The sequence below is a fragment of the Brevundimonas sp. 2YAF1 genome (assembly GCF_052114745.1).
Lineage (GTDB): Bacteria > Pseudomonadota > Alphaproteobacteria > Caulobacterales > Caulobacteraceae > Brevundimonas.
Window position 1 is genome coordinate 194464 of sequence record NZ_JBFRFI010000006.1, and the last position, 19987, is coordinate 214450.

Annotated in this window: 11 protein-coding genes; 2 read left to right on the plus strand and 9 right to left on the minus strand. The window is 67.9% G+C overall.

Going from position 1 to position 19987, the window contains the following annotated elements; translation table 11 throughout:
- Positions 1-15: 15 nt before the first annotated feature.
- Positions 16-3069, minus strand: a complete 3054-nt coding sequence (locus AB4Y68_RS10330) for a TonB-dependent receptor domain-containing protein (protein WP_441455526.1) — start codon at positions 3067-3069, stop codon at positions 16-18.
- Between the two features lie 398 nt (positions 3070-3467).
- Between AB4Y68_RS10330 and ggt the strand changes: the two genes are divergently transcribed.
- Together ggt and AB4Y68_RS10340 are read left to right on the plus strand one after the other, a co-directional pair.
- Entirely contained in the window at positions 3468-5207 is a 1740-nt protein-coding gene (gene ggt, locus AB4Y68_RS10335) for a gamma-glutamyltransferase (protein WP_441455527.1), read from the plus strand.
- Positions 5208-5241: 34 nt separating this feature from the next.
- The gene (locus AB4Y68_RS10340) at positions 5242-7707 is read left to right on the plus strand and encodes a zinc-dependent metalloprotease (RefSeq protein WP_441455529.1); all 2466 of its coding nucleotides are present in this window, start codon (positions 5242-5244) and stop codon (positions 7705-7707) included.
- Positions 7708-7883: 176 nt separating this feature from the next.
- Here the strand turns inward: AB4Y68_RS10340 and AB4Y68_RS10345 are convergent, their stop codons facing one another.
- The 8 genes from AB4Y68_RS10345 to AB4Y68_RS10380 form a co-directional block, all read right to left on the minus strand.
- Positions 7884-9011, minus strand: a complete 1128-nt coding sequence (locus tag AB4Y68_RS10345) for a P1 family peptidase (protein WP_441455531.1) — start codon at positions 9009-9011, stop codon at positions 7884-7886.
- On the minus strand, positions 9008-10636 hold the full coding sequence (locus AB4Y68_RS10350; protein ID WP_441455532.1) for an ABC transporter ATP-binding protein: 1629 nt from the start codon (positions 10634-10636) through the stop codon (positions 9008-9010). The genes AB4Y68_RS10345 and AB4Y68_RS10350 overlap by 4 nt, the downstream gene beginning before the upstream one ends.
- Before the next feature lie 2 nt (positions 10637-10638).
- Entirely contained in the window at positions 10639-11499 is an 861-nt protein-coding gene (locus AB4Y68_RS10355) for an ABC transporter permease (protein WP_441455533.1), read from the minus strand.
- On the minus strand, positions 11496-14066 hold the full coding sequence (locus tag AB4Y68_RS10360; RefSeq protein ID WP_441455535.1) for an ABC transporter substrate-binding protein: 2571 nt from the start codon (positions 14064-14066) through the stop codon (positions 11496-11498). The genes AB4Y68_RS10355 and AB4Y68_RS10360 overlap by 4 nt, the downstream gene beginning before the upstream one ends.
- A 64-nt stretch (positions 14067-14130) precedes the next feature.
- Positions 14131-15450 (minus strand): aspartate aminotransferase family protein, encoded by a 1320-nt coding sequence (locus tag AB4Y68_RS10365; protein WP_441455537.1) that lies wholly within the window; start codon positions 15448-15450, stop codon positions 14131-14133.
- Positions 15451-15631: 181 nt separating this feature from the next.
- Positions 15632-17827 (minus strand): TonB-dependent receptor, encoded by a 2196-nt coding sequence (locus tag AB4Y68_RS10370; RefSeq protein WP_441455539.1) that lies wholly within the window; start codon positions 17825-17827, stop codon positions 15632-15634.
- 292 nt (positions 17828-18119) lie between these two features.
- Entirely contained in the window at positions 18120-18689 is a 570-nt protein-coding gene (locus AB4Y68_RS10375; protein WP_441455540.1) for a cupin domain-containing protein, read from the minus strand.
- Positions 18690-18694: 5 nt separating this feature from the next.
- Entirely contained in the window at positions 18695-19981 is a 1287-nt protein-coding gene (locus AB4Y68_RS10380) for an acetylornithine deacetylase/succinyl-diaminopimelate desuccinylase family protein (protein WP_441455542.1), read from the minus strand.
- Between the last annotated feature and the right edge of the window lie 6 nt (positions 19982-19987).

A 19987-nucleotide genomic window follows, 5' to 3' on the forward strand; every position in this document is an offset into this window, starting at 1 on the left:
TAGAAGCAAGGACCGTTAGAACGACTTGCGGATGTTGGCGTACCAGTAGCGGCCGTAGGGCTGATAAACGGTGCCCAGGTAGCCGTCGGAGGCCAGCGGCGGGGCTTCGTTGGTCAGGTTGCGGACGCCGAGGCGTACGGCGGTTCCGCCCAGAAGGCCGTCGTTGAACTCATACTCGCCATAGAGGTTGGCCGTGATCTGCGAATCGACGGTCCAGATCTCGCCGACCGAGTTGGTCAGGCCGTCCTGCTTAACGCTGCCGGTATAGGCGGTGTAGGCGCCGACCGTGACGTTCTCGTAGCGCCAGGTGGCCGAGGCCGACCACTTCCATTCGGGCCGGCCGCCGGCGCGGATCAGGTCGCCGGCGCTGCCGCTGAAGGCGACGGCCGCGTCGATGTCGCCCTTGGCCTTGGCGTCCATCAGAGCCTGAACGGCCGGCGACGGCTCCAGATGATATTTCAGCAGGTGCGAGGCGTTCAGGTTGACGCTGAAGTCGCCGATGTTGGTTCCGCGCAGGTTCCACATGACGCCCAGGTCGATGCCTTCGACTTCCTGCGGCTGCAGGTTGTCGTAGAGATCCTTGACGTAGAGGATCTCGCCGGCGGCCTGCATGCCGGTGCCGGCGAAGATGGCGACGTCTTCCGGCGTCGGCGCAGCGCGGACCACGTTCGGGTTGGAGCTGCCCTGCTTACGCAGCAGGTAGTCCAGCGTCAGGGCGTTCTGGCCGCGGAACACGCCGACCATGCCGGTCTGCTTCACGTTCCACCAGTCGATGGTGAAGGTGAAGTTGCCCAGTTGGGCGGGCGTGAAGTCGGGCTGGATCACCGTGCCGAACGACAGGGTTTCCGACTCTTCCGGCTTCAGGTTCGGGTTGCCGGCGCGCTGTTCGGCGACGTTGCGACGGATGCGGGCGGTGTTGACCGAGCTTGCGTCCGAGAAGCCGGGGGTGATGGTGGGGCTGACGCACTTGTTGAGGCCCGTGATCGCGCCGCGACGGGTCAGGGCCTCGCAGTAGGCCCAGTCGGTGCTCGAATTGGAACGGGTCACCACGGTGGCGTTGATCTGTTCCAGGTTCGGGGCGCGGAAGCCCTGAGCCCACGAGCCGCGCAGGCGCAGACCTTCGGCCAGGTCCCAGGCCACGGCGACCTTGGGCTTGGCGATGTCGCCGAAGTCCGAATAGTGCTCGTAGCGGCCGGCGATCTGGGCTTCCAGATTGTGCACGAACGGGATGTTCATCTCCGGCGAGACGATCGGCACAGCCAGCTCGGCGTAGGCCGAATAGACAGTGCGGTCGCCCGTGGTGTCCGGGTTCAACGAGCCGTTGATCAGGTCGCCGTAAACCGCGCCAGAGACGTCCGTGAAGGTGATGGTTCCGTCGATGCGCTGGTCGCGGTCGTCCAGCTGAGTCTCGCGGCGGGCCTCGACCCCGGCAGCCATGCCGAGGTCGCCGCCCGGCAGGGCGAAGAGGTCAGGGCGCGAAACCTTGAAGTCCCAAAGGGCCAGAGTGGTTTCGGTGTAGCGGCGCATCTTGACGCGGATGGCGTCCAGCGCGGCCTTGTTGCTGGGCGTGCCGTCGCCGAAGCTGAGGTTGTTCAGGTCGCCGCCGTTGAACGGATTGTAGGCGTCGGGCGTCGACAGGGCGAGCTGCTTTTGCAGGGCGGTGGTCGAGACGTTGTCGCTGATATCCAGGGCGCTGGCCTCGGAGTAGACCAGGGCGCTTTCCCAGTCCCAACCGGCGAACTCGCCGCGCAGGCCGCCCAGGGCGCGATACTGCTTGTTGGTGACGTTGACCTCGATCGGGCCGAGGTCGTCGAAGCGATAGCCGCTGAGCTGGAGATCCACGCCGCCGGCCGGTGCGGTGATTCCAGGCAGGCGGTTCGGGTTGACCGATCCGTTAGCGAAGGTGATCGGGCCGAACGGGTTGTAATAGCTGGCCTTGGGGATGGTCAGGATGATCGAGGACAGGGTGCTGATGGGCGCCTGCCAGGCCGTGGTTTCCGCCTGGTAATAGCCCAGCTCGCCGAAGGCCTCGATGCTGTCGTTCAGCTTGTACTTGCCGTTCAGGAACACGTTCAGGCGTTCGACCTCGGGCATGACGGTCAGGCCCTGGGCCGCCGAGTCCGAGTAGAGGCGCGCATCGGTGCTCGTGGCGGACTTGAGGCACAGGCCGTTGGCCGCCGGCGCCGAGCAGCCCGTGAAGCTGGACGGCTGCATGGTGAAGGCGGTGACATTGGCGCCGCCGGGAGTCAGTTTCACCGTGCCGCCCGTCGGACGGAACAGGCCCCAGGGCGTCAGCGACGAGCGGCCGTTCAGGGTGGTGTTGTTCTCATAGCCGGTCCCGGCGAACAGCGGGCGCTTGTCCAGCGACGCGGTGTAGTCCTGATCCGTGGTCGAAAGCTCGGTGCGTTGGTCGTAGTTCACGAAGACCGACAGATTACCCCGACCGTCGAAGAAGTCGCGGCCGCCATAGGCGCTGAGATTGGTCTCGCGCATGCCGGTGCCTTCGGCGCCGCCATATTGGGCCGAGACGGTCAGGCCGTTCAGGTCGTCGCGCAGGACGGTGTTGATCACCCCGGCCACGGCGTCGGCGCCGTAGATGGCGGCGGCGCCGTCACGCAGGACTTCCAGACGCTTCAGGCCGGTCACCGGAATGGCGTTGGTGTTGTAGGTCAGGACCGGGACCAGATGCTCGTTGGCCTGGCTGGTCGGGTGGCCGACGACGCGACGGCCGTTCAGCAGCACCAGGGTGTTGCCGATACCGAGGCCGCGCAGGTTGACCGAGCCGGTGTCGCCGCGCGCCGAGTTCGAGCTGGCGGGCAGGTAGGCGGAGTTGAAGGTGACGTCGCCCATCTGCGGGATCGAACGGATCAGGTCGTCGCCCGAGACGGCGGCCGAGGCCAGAATCTGTTCCTCGCCGACTACGGTCACGGGCAGGGCGGCGGTCACTTTGGCGCCGCGAATCTGCGAGCCGACGACGACAATTTCGTCGACCTGGGTGGCGTCTTGCTGCGGCGCGTCCTGGGCGGCCGCGGCTGTGGCGGCGCCGAACAGCGCCGTGGTGGCCAACATGGCCGTCTTCAAGCTTCGACGAGCGAAGGCTGCACGCATGGTCATTTCATCCCCAGTTATTGATCATCGAGCCCGAAGTCCCCTCGATGCTCGTCCGGCGGCGGCCGGTGTTTGATTTTTGGAAAGGCGATTTCGCGATCCGCCGGTCGTCTCTTGGATTCGACGGCGCCCGGAGATTCCACCCCGTTTAGAACTAGAAACGGACACAATGACCACGTCAACCGCGGCAGAAAAAATATTGCCGTTATTTGAATATTGGACCCAATAATCACCTGAAATCACCCTTGTTGTTGCGGTTTGGGCAATGCTATCGCTCTCGCTTCGATATTTACGGTGGGCGGAGACGGAATCTCGTTTCTGAGCGTCCGCCGGTCGAGTTCAAATATGACGGGGTGGCGATGCGTTCTCATATGACGGTTCTGGCGGTCGCCTCAGCGGCCCTATTGATGGCGATGCCGGTGATGGCGCAGCAGGCGCCGGTTCAGACGCGCCCCGCGGTCGGCAGCGGCGGCGACATCGTCAACTACGGCCAGATCCACAGCCCGACCGTTGGTCGCGGCGGCATGGTGGTGAGCCAGAGCGCCATCGCGACCCAGGTCGGCGTCGATATTCTGAAACAGGGCGGCAACGCCGTGGACGCCGCCGTGGCCGTGGCCTTCGCCGAAGCCGTGGCCTTGCCGCGCGCCGGCAATATCGGCGGCGGCGGCTATATGATCGTGCACATGGCCGCGACGGCGGATCGCCCGGCCCAGGACGTCGCCATCAACTATTACGGCACGGCTCCGCGCGCGACGACGCCGGACCTGCTGCTGGACGACAACGGCAAATTCGACCGGCGCGCGCCCTCGGGCTTCCGCAATGTCGCCGTGCCCGGCACCGTCGCGGGCATGTGGGAGGCGCACAAACGCTTCGGCGCCCTGACCTGGGCCCAGGTCGTGGCCCCTGCGGTCAAGCTGGCCCAGGACGGCGTGATCCTGTCGGACGGCGAGGCCGACGCCACCGCAGGCCGCGCGACCGTTCTGGCGACCGACGCCGGCGCGCGCGAAGCCTATCTGAAGGCGGACGGCACGCCTTATCGCGCGGGCGACCTGTTCAAGCAGCCGCAGTTGGCCTGGAGCCTGCGCCAGGTGCAGCAGGGCGGAGCCGACGCCTTCTATCGTGGGGAACTGGCCAAGAAGATCGTCGCCGGCGTCCGCGCCGGCGGCGGGATTATGGACGAGAAGGATCTTGCCGATTACCGCGCCGATGTCTCGGCGCCGATCTGGTCGACCTATCGCGACCATCGCATCGCCTACATGCCGCCGACCGCCTCGGGCGTCAGCGTCGCGGAGGGGCTGAACCTGCTGGAGCATTTCCCCATGCGCGACCTGCGCTGGGGCAGCGTCGACAGCCTGCACCTGATCTCGGAAGCGATGAAGATCGTCTCGTCGGACCGTCGCCTGATCGGCGGCGCGCCGCAGTGGACGACGCCGGCGCGCGGCCTGGCCAGCAAGGAATTCGCCGCCGAGCGGGTCAAGCTGATCGCGATGGACCGTTCGCTGGACGCCGCCGATATCCCCGAAGGCAACCCCTATCCGTATGAGAGCCAGGACACGACCCACTATTCGGTGGCCGACGCCCACGGCAATGCGGTGGCGAACACCTACACCCTGTCCAACTCCTACGGTGCGCACGTCGCGGCGCCGGGGACGGGGGTGCTGCTGAACAACTCGCTCGACAACTTCTCGTGGGGCACGCGGGGCGAGCCGAACTCGCCGGCGCCGGGCAAGCGTCTGGGCTCGACCATCACGCCGATGATCGTCTTCGACGACGAGAAGCCCTGGCTGGTCACCGGCACGCCGGGCGGCGGCTATATCATCGCCACCATGGTGCAACTGATCGTCAACGTCATCGACCACCAGTTGAACATCGCCGAGGCCGCCATGCGTCCGCGCCTCAATCAGGCCGGCGGCGACAGCCCGCTGGAGCTTGAAGGCGGCTTCTCGCCCGACGTCGAACGCCTGCTGACGGCGCGCGGCCACACGGTCCGTCCGTCCATGACAATGGGCAGCACCCAGTCCATCATGATCGAAGGCGACCGATTCCTCGGCGCCGCCGACACGCGTCGGCCCGACGCCCTGGCGCTCGGCGTCCAGTAAGCGTTTCAGTCTCAGTCATCCGCGGGGGCGGCCCATGTTGCGCAAGGTTCTGTTGGCGAGCGTCGCCGGCCTGGTTCTGATCGCGGGCGCCGCGCCCGTGATGGCCGAGGCGGGGGCCTCGCGTCCCGCGGCGACGGCGGCCTTCCAGGAAGGCCTGTTCGGGGTTCGGCTGGATCGCGAAAAGGGCAAGGTTCTGGTGCGCCTGCCTGCGCCCGGCGAAGGCGGCGTGCTGGGCCGCTATCTCTACCAGCCCGGCCTGTCGGCGGGGCTGGGCATGGACGGCGTCGGGCTGGACCGCTCGGGTCTGGGCCAGACCCAGATCGTCGCCTTCCAGAAGGTGGGCAACCGCGTTCTGGCCCGGTTCGAGAACACCCGCTTCCGCGCCGTCGGCGCCGGAGCGGATCAGCAGAATGCGGTGGCCGCATCCTTCGCCCCCTCGGTGATCTGGGCCGCTGACGTGGCCGAGACTCACCCTGACGGTTCGGTGACAGTGGACCTGTCCGGTTTCCTCGAGCGCGACGCGGTCAACGCGGCCGGACGTTTGAAACGCGGCCGGCAGGGGACCTTCAAGCCGGCGCCGACCCTGGGCTATCTGGACCTCGACCAGACCCTGGTCTTCCCCGACAATGTCGAGTTCCAGACCGTCCAGACCTTCACCAGCGACGAGCCGGGCATGGAGCTGTCGCGCGTCGCGCCCGACGCCCGCTCGGTCACCATCGCCGTGCGCCACTCCTTCATCCGCCTGCCGGACGAGGGCTTTATCACAGCGCCGCACGATCCGCGCGCGGGGGCCTCGGCCCAGGTGCTGGTGACGGACTTCGCCGCCGATCTGGATCAGCCGGTGGTCAGCCGTCTGGCGCGTCGCTTCCGACTGGAGAAGACCGATCCGACCGCTGCCCGTTCGCCGGTCAAGAAGCCCATCGTCTTCTACGTCGACCGTGCGGCGCCTCCGGCCATTCAGCAGGCTCTCGTTGAAGGCGGCAACTGGTGGGCCCAAGCCTTTGATCGGGCAGGTTACATCCACGCCTTCCGGGTCGAGCTTCTGCCCGAGGGGGCGCATCCGATGGATGCGCGCTACAACATCGTCTCCTGGGTCCACCGCGAGACGCGCGGCTGGTCCACCGGCACCAGCGTCAACGATCCCCGCACCGGCGAGATCGTGCGGGGCGTGGTGCAACTGGGCTCGCTGCGCGACCGGCAGGACAAGATGATCTTCGAAGGCCTGGTCGGCGCCGCCAAGAGCGGCACCGGCGGCGAGGACGACCCGGACCGTCTGGCCTATCAGCGCCTGCGACACCTCGCGGCGCACGAGATCGGCCATGCTCTCGGGTTCGCCCACAATTTCGCGGCGAGCACCTTCGCCGACCGCGCCTCGGTCATGGATTATCCGGCGCCCTGGGTGATCGCGGACGGCGACCGGCTGGACTTCAGCCGCGCCTATACGACCGGCGTCGGCGCCTGGGACGGATACGTCGTGGACTGGCTGTATGGCGACAGGCCAGGGCAGGATCAGGCGGCGCGCCGCGCGGCCCTGATCGCCGACGGGCAGGCGCGCGGTTATCGCTTCGTCTCCGACAGCGACACGCGGACGCTGGGCGGGGCCCAGCCCTACAGCGCCATGTGGGACAACGGGACCGATCCGGTGGCCGAGTTCGCCAATGTCATGGCGGTGCGCAAGATCGCCCTGGATCGCTTCGGCCTGGACAACATCCCCGATGGCGCTGCCGCGGCCGACCTGCAGCGCGTGATCGTGCCCATCTACCTCTATCACCGCTATCAGACGACGGCGGTGGCGCGGCTGATCGCCGGGGTCGATTATCGCTATGCGGTCAAGGGCGACGGCGCCGAGACGGCCCAGGTCGTCCCCGCCGACCGTCAGCGCGCGGCGCTGGACGCCCTGATGCAGGCCCTGTCGCCCGAGGTGCTGGACCTGCGTGATCCGCTGATCGACCTGCTGTCCTCGGCCCAGTCGGGCAATACCGACCGCCAGACCGAGATCGAACTGTTCGCTGGCAAGACGGACGCCGTGTTCGACCCGTCCTCGGCGGCCGCGACCGCGTCCGAGGTGGTGTTCGAATCCCTGCTGGCGCCCGAGCGCCTGAATCGTCTGGTGGAGCAGCAACGCCGCGATGCGGGTCAGTTGGGCCTGCCCGAGGTGCTGGATCGTGTGTCGTCGACGCTTGGTAACGGCGTCGGCCTCAGCCCGCGCCAGATGGAACTGCGCCGCGCCGTGCGCGCCCGCTACGCCGCCGATCTGGCCACCCTGATTCAAGGCAAGGACCTGTCGTCCACGGCTCAGGGCGTGGTGCGCGACGGCGCGCGTCGTTTCGGCGAACAACTGAAACGCTGCCGCGGCGACCGACTGGAAACGGCGCAGTGCGCCTATCTGGCCGAACTGCTGACCGGCCCGGTCGAGGGACTGAAGGCGCTGACCGAAGGCGAACGGGCGGTTCAGCCCATTCCCCCCGGCGCCCCGATCGGCAGCGACGACTGGCTGTAAAATGCGATGAACCCTTCTCCCCTCCGGGGGAGAAGGTGGGCCGCGTTAGCGGGTCGGATGAGGGGGAGTTTTGCTGCCTCTCGACCTTCGGCCATTAAGGTACTGCCGACCGCCCCCTCATCCGTCATGCTGCGCATGACACCTTCTCCCCCGAGGGGAGAAGGGTCGGGGCCGGCTTAAAGCTCCCGCCAGGTCTGGCCGGTCCGACCCTCGTAGTTGGTAGCGTGATAGACGCCGCGCGCGATGGCGCGGGCCAGGACGTCGGCGGCGACATTGCCCAGTTGGGCCACTGCGATCTGGCGCATGGCCGGGTCGGTGATCTGCTTCTTGCCAGTAGACAGGCAGAACAGGGTATCGCCGTCGAACGGCGCGTGGCTGGGGCGGATGGCGCGGGCCATGCCGTCCTGGGCCATGATGGCCAGCCGCTGACACTCCACCCGCGTCAGGGCCACGTCGGTGGCGATGCAGGCGATGGTGGTGTTCTCGCGCGGGCGAGCGCGGCCTTTCGACAGGCCCCAGTCCTCGGCCGAGGCGGCCAGGCCTGCCGAACCCAGACCGCCGAACTCGTCGCCGATCTCGAACGGGGAGGCCCAGAAGGTCTTGCCGTTGGGGGCGACGACAGCGCCGACGCTGTTGACCGCGACGATGGCCCCGACGGTCCAGCCATTGGCCATGAGGGCCGAGGCCGAGCCGATGCCGCCCTTCAGCGCGCCGGCCTCGGCGCCATAGCCGGCCCCGGCGGTGCCCAGATCGAAGCGGTCGCCTGCGGCCTCCAACGCTTCGACGGCCAGACGGCGATAGGGCGGGTCCATCTCCCACTTCTTGTTCCCGCCATTGGCCAGATCATAGAGGCAGGCGGTCGGGATGATGGGCGAGGGCGGCACGCCGGGCGCGCCCCCCATGCCGTAGCCGCGCCCGCGCATCCCCATCCAGGCGGCGATGCCGTCGCCCGAGGCCAGGCCGTAAACCGAGCCGCCCGACAGGACGATGGCGTCCACCTCCTGCACCAGATTTTCGGGCTTTAGCACGTCGGTTTCGCGTCCGGCGGGACCACCGCCGCGCACGTCCACGGCGGCCACGGCGGGCTTTTCGGCCAGGATGACGGTGACGCCGGTGCGGACGCCCGCGTCATGGGCCTGACCGATCTTGATGCCTTCGACATCTGTGATCAGGTTCAGCGGGCCGGTGCGGCCGCTGGCGCGCGGCGCGGCGGCTTGCTCGGTGTTGGGGGCGGCAGAAGCCGCGCCAGCGGCCGAGGCGACGCCGCCGATCAGGGCCGAGCCCAGCAGGGTTCTGCGGTTCATCGAACGGTCTCCTTATGCGCGGCGTCGAGCGCGCCGATATTTCGGGCCAGATCCGGCGTCGCCGCCAGTAGTTTCTGCGTATAGGGGTGCGAAGGGGCGGCGAAGACGGCGGCGGTGTCGCCCTGTTCCACGATCCGCCCGGCCTGCATGACCAGCAGCCGGTCGGTGACGGCGCGCACCACGGTCAGGTCGTGGGAGACGAACAGATAGGACACGCCCAGGCGGCTGGACAGGTCAGCCAGCAGGTCGAGGATCTGCGCCCGGATCGACACGTCCAGCGCCGACACTGCCTCGTCCAGGGCGATGACCGCCGGGTCGGTGATCAGGGCGCGGGCGATGGCGATGCGCTGGCGCTGACCGCCCGAGAATTCATGCGGATACTTGTCGCCGGCCGAGGCGGGCAGGCCGACCTGTTCCAGCATCTGATCGACGCGACGACGGGCCTCGGCGGGCGAGGGCTGTTGGTCCAGCAGATGGAAGTTTTCTGCGACCAGCCGCGCCACGGTCCAGCGTGGATCGAAGCTGCCGTAGGGGTCCTGGAACACCACCTGAATGTCGCGACGGATGGCCTTCAGCGCCGCGCCCTTGGCCGACGTGATGTCGCGGCCGCGGACTAGAACCCGGCCCGCTTGCGGCGTCTCCAGCGCCAGGACGGCGCGCAGCAGGGTGGACTTGCCGCAGCCGCTCTCGCCGACCAGACCGACGCTCTCGCCCGGCTGGATCGACAGGCTGACTTCGTCCACGGCGCGGAAGGCGTCCGCCTTGCCGAACAGGCGCCGCGCGCCGGCGTATTCGCGCACCAGTCCCTCGACCTGCAACACCGGCGCGGCGTCGTGCTGGACGGCGGCTTTGCGCGTCGGGGCGTGGGTCGCATTGGCCAGCAGCCGCTGCGAATAGGGGTGGGTCATGCCGGTGAAGATGCGGCGGGTATCGCCCTCTTCGACCAGTTCGCCGTCCTTCATCACCGCCACCCGGTCGGCGGTCTCGGCCACCACAGCGAGGTCGTGGGTGATCAGGATCAGGCCCATGCCGTCCTCGCGCACCAGCCGCTTCAGCAGCTCCAGCACCTGGGCTTGCGTCGTCACGTCCAGCGCCGTCGTCGCCTCGTCCGCGATCAGCAGCTTGGGCGTCAGGGCGATGGCGATGGCGATGGCGACGCGCTGTCTCTGGCCGCCCGACAACTCGTGCGGGAAGCGGCCCAGCGGGAAGCGTTCGGCGGGCAGTCCGACCCGGTCCAGCACGGCGCGGGCGACGGCGAGGGCTTGCTTGCGCGACGCGCCCTTATGCAGGCGCACCGTCTCGGCGACCTGATCGCCGATGGTCATCACGGGGTTCAGGGCCGTCATCGGCTCCTGGAAGATGATGCCGACGTCGCGGCCACGCACCTTTTGCAAGGCGGCGTCGGACGCGCCTGAGATGAGCTGGCCGTTCAGGCGGATCTCGCCGGTCATCGTCGCGCGCGGCGGCGTCAGGCCCAGTACCGCCAGCGCGGTCATGGACTTGCCCGAGCCGCTTTCGCCGACCAGGCCGAGGATTTCGCCGGGGGCGACGGACAGGCTGACGTTCTTGAGGATCGGCACCCGACCGATCGACAGGTTGAGGTCGCGGATGCTCAGGACGCTCATGGTCAACGCTCCCGCCGCACGCGCGGGTCGAACAGGTCGCGCAGGCCGTCGCCGGTCAGGCTGAGGCCGAGCACGGTCACGAAGATGGCCACGCCGGGCATGACGGCCAGCCAGGGGGCGAAGCCGATCATGGTCTGGGCCTCGGCCAGCATCCGGCCCCAACTCGGCATGGGCGGCTGGGCGCCGAGACCGACGTAGGAGAGCCCGGCCTCGGCGACGATGCCGACGGCGAACTGGATCGCCGCCTGCACGACCAGCAGGCTCATCAGATTGGGCAGGATGTGCTGGATGGAGATCAGGGCCTTGGACTTGCCCGCCGTGCGCGCCGCCAGGACGTATTCGCGCGTCCACAGGCCCATGGCCGCGCCGCGCGCGACGCGGGTGAAGACGGGGATGTTGAACAGGCCGATGGCGATGATGGCGTTGATCGCGCCGGGGCCGAAGACGGCGGTGATCATCACCGCCAGCAGCAGGGCGGGGAAGGCGAAGATCAGGTCGTTGCCGCGCATCACCAGCTCATCGACCCAGCCGCCACGCGCCGCCGCGGTCAGGCCCAGCGGCACGCCGACCCCCGCGCCGATGCCGACGGCGATCAGAGCCACGGCCAACGAGTTCTGCGCCCCGACCATGATCATCGACAGGACGTCGCGGCCGAAATGATCGGTGCCGAACGGGTGGGCCGTCGAGGGGGCGGTCAGCTTGGCGGCGATGTTCACCGCTTCGACGTCATAGGGGGTCCAGACGAAGGCGATCAGGGCGGTCAGCACCACCACGGCGGTCAGGGCACCGCCGACGACCAGCGACAGCGGCCAGCGGGAAAGCGGCTTGGCGGCCAAGGCGAGAGGAACGGGGGCGTCGGTCATGCGCGGCGTCCCCTCAGGCGCGGATCGGCGAACAGATAGGCCAGGTCGATCAGGAAGCTGACCAGAACCACGGCGAAGACCAGCACCACCACCACGCCCTGCACCACGATCAGGTCGCGCTGGGTGATGGCCTGGAAGACCAGTCGACCTAGACCGGGCAGGGAGAAGACGTTCTCGATGATGATGCCGCCCGCCAGCAGGAAGGGAAACTGCAGCCCCAGAATGGTCAGGACGGGAATCCAGGCGTTCCTCAGGGCGTGTCGCCACAGGGCCTGATTGACCGACAGACCCTTGGCGCGGGCGGTGCGGACATAGTCCTCGTTCATCGTGTCGAGCAGGGCGGTGCGCAGGACGCGGGCCAGAATGGCGGCCTGCGGTGCGGCCAGGGCTACAGCGGGCAGGATCAGGGCCTTGAAGGCGGGCCAGAAGCCTTGACCCCAGCCCGGGAAGCCGCCGGCTGAGAACCAGCCGAGGTTCACCGAGAACAGCAGGATCAGCAGCATGGCGATCCAGAAATTGGGCAGGGCGACGCCCACCTGGGTCACGCCGATCAGGCCGGTGTCGACCGCCGTGCCGCGTCGGCTGGCGGCCATGACGCCGACGGGCAGGGCGACGGCCAGCGACAGGATCGTCGCCATCAAGGCCAGCGGCGCGGAGACCGCCAACCGCTCGGCGATCAGGCCGCCGACCGGCACCTGATAGGTGTAGCTGGTCCCGAACTGGCCGGTCAGAAGATCGCCGAGCCAGGCGAGGTAGCGTTCGACGCCGGAGCCCTCCAACCCCATCTGCTGACGCAGGGCGGCGATGGACTCAGGGCTGGCGTTCAGCCCCATCATGTAGCTGGCGGGGTCGCCGGGCACGACCTGCAGCAGCAGGAAGATGACGACCGTGGCGGCCAGCAGCGTCAGGGCGTGGCCGCCTAGCTTGCGCGACAGCCAACTGATCCCGAAACGCCAGCCGACGAAGGCCAGCAGCGCCGCGCCCGCGATTACGGACATCCAGCCCCAGGGCAGGCCGCCGCCAGTTCGCTCGGCGGTCGTTGCACCGGCTGCGCCCGCGCCGGTGAAGTAGGCGCCCGACACGACATTGGCGGCGATGGGGGCGTTGATCCACAGGCCGTTCAGGTCCGCCTTCCACACGCCGATGCGCGAGGACTGGAACAGGAAGCCGTTGACCGCATCCTCGGTGATGCGGCGTTGCAGATCGCCCAGCAGGCGCAGCCGCGTCGGTTCGTCCGGGGCCGCCTGAACCTGAGCCAGCAGGGCGTCGAAGGCCGGGCTGTCGTAGCCGAAGTAATAGTCCTTGCGGCCATAGATGTCGTAATCCATCGGCTCGACATGCTCGACGATGGTCAGGTCGAACTGGCGGCGCTTGAACACCTGATCCAGCCACTGGGCCCATTCCAGATTCTCGATCTTCACGCGGATGCCGGCCTGGGCCAGTTGCGAGGCCAGGACCTCGCCGCTGCGTCGGGCATAGGGGCGGGGCGGCAGGCGCAGCGTCACGTCGATGCCGTCGGGATAGCCCGCCTCGTCCAGCAATTGCCGCGCCTTGGCGACATTGTGCGGATAGGCGCCGGTCAGGTCGACATAGCCCGGCGCCTGCCGCGAATAGTGGCTGCCGATGGGCTGGCCGAAGCCGAACATGGCCCCCTGGATCAGAGCGTCTCGGTCGATGGCGTAGGACAGGGCGCGGCGCACCCGCACGTCGTTGAACGGTGCCTTGGTGTTGTTGATCCCCAGAATGACCTTGCCCTCGGACGCGCCGACGACGACGCGGAAGCGCGGGTCGCGCTGGAACTGAGCCACGTTTTCCGGCGCGGGATAGTTGGGAAAGGCGTCGACATCGCCGGCGCTGACGGCGGCGAAGGCGGCGGTCGGGTCGCTGATGAAGCGGAAAACGACAGTGTTCAGGCGCGGGGCGGCGCCCCAGTAGCCGGGCCAGCGGTTCAGGGTCAGCTGGCTGCCGCGCTGCCAGCTGTCAAAGCGGAAGGGGCCGGTGCCGATGGGGGCGACCGCGTTGGTCGCCGCGCTCTTCGGCGAGACCATGACCGCGTCGCCCCAGGCCAGGACATAGGGCAGGGTCGCCATCGGCCGGGACAGGTGGATGCGCAGGGTCGCCGGATCGACGACCTCGACGCTCTGGATCGGCGCGAACAGGGCCTTCTGGGCGTTGGTCGACCCCTCGGCCGTGATCCGGTCCAGTGAGAACTTGGCGGTCGAGGCGTCGAACGGCGAACCGTCCTGGAAGGTCACGCCGCGCCGCAGGTGGAAGGTCCAGCTGAGGCCGTCGGGCGCGGCTTCCCACGATTCCGCCAGGGCCGGGGCCACGGCGCCGTTCTGGGTCAGCCTGGTCAGGCCCTCGAAGACGTTGCCATAGACGACCTCGTCCACCGCCGCCGCCGCGCCCGAGGTCGGGTCGAGGTTCGGCGGCTCCAGGGGCAGGCCCAGCACTAGACGGTCGCGGACGGGCGCCGCAGTGGCGTTCTGCGCGGGCGCGAAGACCGTCAGGCCGACCAGCAGCGCAGCCGCCAGCAGGGTGCGACCCAGCCATGTCTTACGCCCCACACTCCGCTTCACGCAGTCCTGCCTCCCGTTTGAAGATTCAGCATCGCCCAAAACGCGCGCGGCGTCAGGGCGTGTTTCGCAGAATGTCGGCCAGCCGTCCGATCAGTTCGTCGATCTGTTCGCGGCTGATGATCAGCGGCGGCGACAGGGCGATGACGTCGCCGGTGACGCGGATCAGCGCCCCTTCGTCAAAGGCCCGGTGGAAGACCTCGGTGGCGCGGGCGCCGGGCGCGTCGGGGCGCGGGGCCAGCTCGATGGCGGCGACCATGCCCAGATTGCGAATGTCGATGACGTGGGGCAGGCCCTTCAGGCCGTGCACCGCCTCTTCCCAATAGGGCGCCATGTCTGTGGCGCGCTGGAACAGGCCTTCGTCCTCGTAGACGTCGAGCGTCGCCAGACCGGCGGCGGCGGCCAGCGGGTGGCCGGAATAGGTGTAGCCGTGGAAGAACTCGATCCCCGGCGCAGTCGCCTGATTGACCACGGCCTCATAGATTTCGCCGCGCACCCCGACCGCGCCCATCGGCACCGCGCCGTTGGTCAGGCCCTTGGCGCAGACCAGGATGTCGGGGATGACGCCCAGGGTCTCGGACGCCGTGGCCCCGCCGACGCGGCCGAAGCCGGTGATGACTTCGTCGAAGATCAGCAGGATGCCGTGGCGGGTGGCGATCTCGCGCAGCCGCTCCAGATAGCCGACAGGCGGCACGATCACGCCCGCCGACCCCGACAGAGGCTCGACGATGACGGCGGCGATGGTCTCGGCGCCGTGTGACCAGATCAGGGATTCCAGTTCGTCGGCCAGATGTGCGCCCCAGGTCGGCTGACCGCGCGAGAAGGCGGCTTCTTCGAGGTTCAGCGTGTGCGACAGGTGATCGACGCCGGGCAGGGTGGGGAAGCCGCGCCGGTTGTTCTCGAGCCCGCCCACGGAAATGCCGCCGAAGCCGACGCCGTGATAGCCCTTTTGCCGCCCGACCAGGCGGGTGCGTTCGGGATGGCCGCGCGCCTGCTGATAGGCGAGGGCGATCTTCAGGGCGGTGTCGACGCCCTCGGAGCCCGAGCCGGCGAAGAAGACATGGTCGATATCGGCGGGGAACAGCATCGCCAGTCGCGCGGCCAGCTCGAACGCCAGCGGATGCCCCAGTTGGAAGGTCGGGGCGTAGTCCAGAACCTCGGCCTGGCGCTGGATGGCCTCGACGATGGGCCGGCGGGCGTGGCCGGCGTTGACGCACCACAGGCCGGCCGTGCCGTCGAGGATCGGACGCCCCTCGGGCGTGAAGTAGTGCATGTCCTTGGCCGAGGCCAGCAGCCGCGGATGCGCCTTGAAACTGCGGTTCGCGGTGAACGGCATCCAGAAGGGATCGAGGTCGTTGGCGGCCCGAGCGGTCATGCATGCATCCTTTCAGAACGCCCAGTAGCGGATGAATGGCGGGGGAAGGGAAGTCTGTTATTCGTACGCCCTAAGCGACTGATTTTTCGTCTGTTGGGCGGTCGACGATCAGGATCGTGGGCGCCCCGATCAAGGGGCGGGCGCGGAAGGCGGACGCGCCGCCTTCCGGCCCGGGCCTTCCTCAGTACTGCAGGCTGAGGCGCGCGCCGATGGTGCGCGGCCGACCCGGCTGGGCGATGTCGGCGCTGGTGAAGAAGTTGCGCGTCAGGTCGTATTCCTGATCGAACAGGTTGCGCGCCCAGAAGGTGACGGACCAGTTGGCGGCCTCGGGGCCGACGGTCACGCTGGCGTTGGCCAGCCAGTAGGCCTCGACGTCGTATTTGGCGCCCAGCCACGAGGGATAGTCGTCGCGATAGCTGTAGTTGGCCTCGGCCGTGACGGCGAAGCCGCTGACAGTCCAGTCGTAACTGGCCGACCCGGCGTAGCTCCATTTCGGGAACAGGATCGGATCGCCGGCCTTGTCGACGTAGATGGCCATGTTCGCCGCGCGCGAGGCCGGGACGTCCAGCGCTTCATACTGGTCGTATTCGCCCCTCTTGTAGCTGAGCGACTGGCTGATCCGCAGGCCCTGGACCGGCTTCACCACTGCTTCCAGTTCGGCGCCCCAGATGTGCGAGGACGGGACGTTGGTGAAGCGGCCGACCGGTCCGTTCTGGCCCCAGACCGCCGACAGCACCTGCTGGTCGGTGTAGTCGTAGTAGTAGGCCGCGCCGTTGATCTGGACCGCCCGCGACGGATCGGCCTTGAAGCCAACTTCGTAGGCCCAGAGGATTTCCGGGTTGAAGGGCTGGATCGAGCTGGAGTTGCCCGTGTTGTAGGTGGTGAAACCGCCCGATTTGGCCCCGCGGCTGGCGGAGCCGTACAGCAGGAGGTTGTCGATCGGCTTGAACTCCAGCGCCGCCTTGCCGGTCAGGGGCGTCATCTTGGTCGAGACCGTGGTCGGCGGCAGGGCGGTGGCGCCGCCGAAGGCCGTGCCGAAGCCGTCCAGATCGCGCGTTTCCTCCTCGTAGCGCAGGCCGCCGATCAGCTTTATGCGCTGGCTGAAGGCGTACTCCGCCTGACCGAAGGCGCTGATTGACTCGACCTTCTGATCATAGGTCACCTGACCGTAGGTGCCGTAGATGTCGATGAAGTCCGAGAAGTAGCGCTCGTGCAGGTCCTGCTTCGAATAATAGAGGCCGGCGACCCAGGTCAGGGGGCTGTCATTGTCCGAAGCCAGGCGGATTTCCTGCGAGATCACGTCCACGTCGCTGCCGAAGAAGGTGTCGGCCTCGACTGAGGATGACGCATCCCAGTCGCCGTATTCGCTGCGTTTCAGCGTTTCATAGCTGGTGATGCTGGTCAGGTTCATATCCTTGAGCGCCAGATTGGCGTTCAGCGACGTGCCCCAGGAGGAGTTGTCCCGACCCGGCTTGGCCTTCACGTCGCGCCCGATCGAGGCGGCGAAGCGCGGCGACAGGCCCCAGCCGGTATGGGAGTGATCCTTGTCGGCGGGAATCAGGACGCCCGTTCCGCCGCGCGTCCTCAGGTCGCTGAACAGATAGAGGGCCTGGTTCTCGGACTTGTCGACGCCGCCGTGGACGTCGAGCAGCAGGGACAGGGTCTCGTTCGGATCCCAGGCCAGCAGGGCGCGGGCGCCGGTGCGGTCGGCGTCGCCGATGCTCTCGCCGGTGACGCGGTTATGCTGCCAGGCCCCGCCCTGTTCGGTCGAGACGGCCAGACGGCCGCGCAGGGTCGATGCCAGCGGGCCGGAGACAAAGCCCTCGGCGCGAAACTGCTCCTGGCTGCCCCATTCGGAGATCAGACCGGCGGCCAGTTCCTCGGTCGGGCGCTTGGTGACGAAGCTGATGGCCCCGCCGGTGGTGTTGCGGCCATAGAGGGTGCCTTGGGGGCCGCGCAGCACCTCGACCCGGTCGATGTCGAAGATCAGTCCCTGGGTCATGACCGGGACCGGATAGGCCACCTCGTTCACATAGACGCCCACGGTGGGCGAGTTGTTCGAGGCGTAGTCCTGAAACCCCACGCCGCGCATGCGGAACTGGGCCGCACCGCCGCCGAAGGCGGGTTCGACCTCGAGGTTGGGCGTGGCGTTCTGAAGCTGATTGACGTTGGTGACGCCCTGCCGGATCAGGCTCTCGCCGCTGAGCACGCTGAGGGCGATGCCCACGTCCTGGGCCGCCTGTTCGCGGCGCTGGGCGGTGACGATGACTTCGTCGACCGTCGTGGCCCGCTCGGGCGGCGCCTGCTGCGCCATGGCGGTGGTGGAGCACAGGGCCGCGAGCGCCCCGGCGGATACGCTGACCAACAGACGATTCATCGCCTCATCCCTCCCAATGAAACCGCACGGATCGTTCTGAGCGATCTCGTTACGGCCGTGAGCGGGACGAAGGGCCCGCCACCCCTGCATACTCCTCAGGTCCAGGACGTTGTGCAATGCAGCAAGCTTTGCAGCGTCTCGACCATCCTCCCGGTGTCATCCAAGTGTCATGCATGAAGTAGCTGGCGAAATGGGGCGGTCGGCAAGACTGTTTCTTCAACAGACCAATTCACTGACAAGTCGAGGAATTATATTTTTCTCGCTCAGTATTCCGATCAATCGCAACGCAGCGTCAGAAGGTCGGCGGCGTGCAGGCGCTGATGACGACGCAGGGGACATCGCCGATGTTGCGGAATCGGTGCGGCAGGGTGCTGGCGAACAGGTAGCCGTCGCCCGCCTTCAGCACGCGCGACTGGCCGTCGACGGTGACTTCCAGGCGGCCGGAAATGATCAGGCCGCCTTCCTCGCCCTCGTGGGACAGCATGACCCGCCCGCTGTCGGAGCCGGGCTGATAGGTTTCGTGGAGGATCTGCAGACTGCTGTCCTGGCCCGAGCCAAGCTGGCGATACGAGACCTCGCCGCGCGAGATTTCGGTCAGTTCATCGTGGCGATAGAAGTGCTTGGTCGGACTTTCGAACTCGGAGCTGAAGAACTCGCCCAGCGAGACGCCCGCCGCGTCCAGCAGGCGTTTCAGCGAGCCGACCGAGGGGCTGGTCCGGCCGCTTTCGACCAGGCTGACCGTGCTGGACGGCACGCCCGCCTTTCGCGCCAGGGCGCGTTGCGATAGGCCCAGTCGGTCCCGCAGCGCCCGCAGGCGCGGGCCGATGATGTTGTCGCCGTCATCTGCATCGCCGCGCGCCATCTGCGTCATCCTCGCTTGCGGGTCAGCAGGCCATAGGCCGCGCGGGCCATGACCTTGGCCGAGTTGGTCATGTCCTCGATCCCCACCCATTCGTCGGGCTGGTGCGCCAGGTCGAGCACGCCGGGGCCATAGGCGATGCAGTCCTTCAGCTTGCCGATGCGGTCGATGTGCTTCTGGTCATAGGTGCCGGGCGAGCAGACGAACTGGGCCTTGCGCCCCAGAACGGTCTCGATGGCGGCGGCGGTGGTGCTGGCCACCGGCCCGTCGCGGTCGGCCATGCTGGGCGCCACTTCGAACAGGTCGCGCATTTCGTAGCGGAAGCCGTGGCGCTGGGCCGCCAGCCCGTCGAGGATGGATTTCACCTCGCCCTTCACGTCGTCCAGCGTCTCCTCGATCAGGAAGCGGCGGTCGATGATCATGCGGCTGGAATCCGCGACGCAAGGCGCGGGCAGGCCGTCGAAGCCCTCGGCCTGGCCGCCGTGGACGGAGTTGATGTTCATGGTCGACTGGCGCGCGCCCTCGGGCACGACCGGCATGTCCGAATGACGGCCCGCCATGGCCGGATAGAGCTTGTCCTCGAAGGCCTGCATCACCGCATTCATGTGACGGATGGCGGAATCGCCGAGGAAGGGCATGGAGCCGTGGGCGATGCGGCCCTTGGTCTCGATCTCGGCCCACCAGACGCCGCGGTGGCCGATGCAGACCCGGTCCACGTTCAGCGGCTCAGGGATGATGACGTGATCGACGCGGGGGGTGGAGAACCAGCCGCGCTCGGCCAGATAGGCGACGCCGCCGTAACCGCCGGATTCCTCGTCCACCGTGCCGGAAATCTCCAGCGCGCCGGGCAGGGGCAGGCCGGAATCGATCAGGGCCTCGACCGCGATGATGGAGGCGGCCAGGCCCCCCTTCATGTCGCAGGCGCCCCGGCCATAGACGCGGCCGTCCTTCACTACGCCTGCGAAGGGATCGACGGTCCAGCCGGCGCCGACCTCGACCACGTCGATATGGCTGTTGAAGTGGACGCAGGGGCCGGGCTCGGCCCCCGTCCAGCGGGCGATGATATTGGTGCGGGGATAGGCGTCGCTGTCGCCCGGCGAGCCTTCGCCACGCACGTATTCGACGACGAAGCCGCGCTTCTTCAGCCGCTCGCCGATGTATTCGGCGCAAGGGCGATAGGCCTCGCCGGGCGGATTGACGGTGGGAAAGCGGATCAGGTCCTGGGTCAGGGCGACCAGTTCGTCGGTGCGCCCGTCGATCAGGTCCATGACGGTCTGCATTGTGGGGGCGCTCATCGGTCG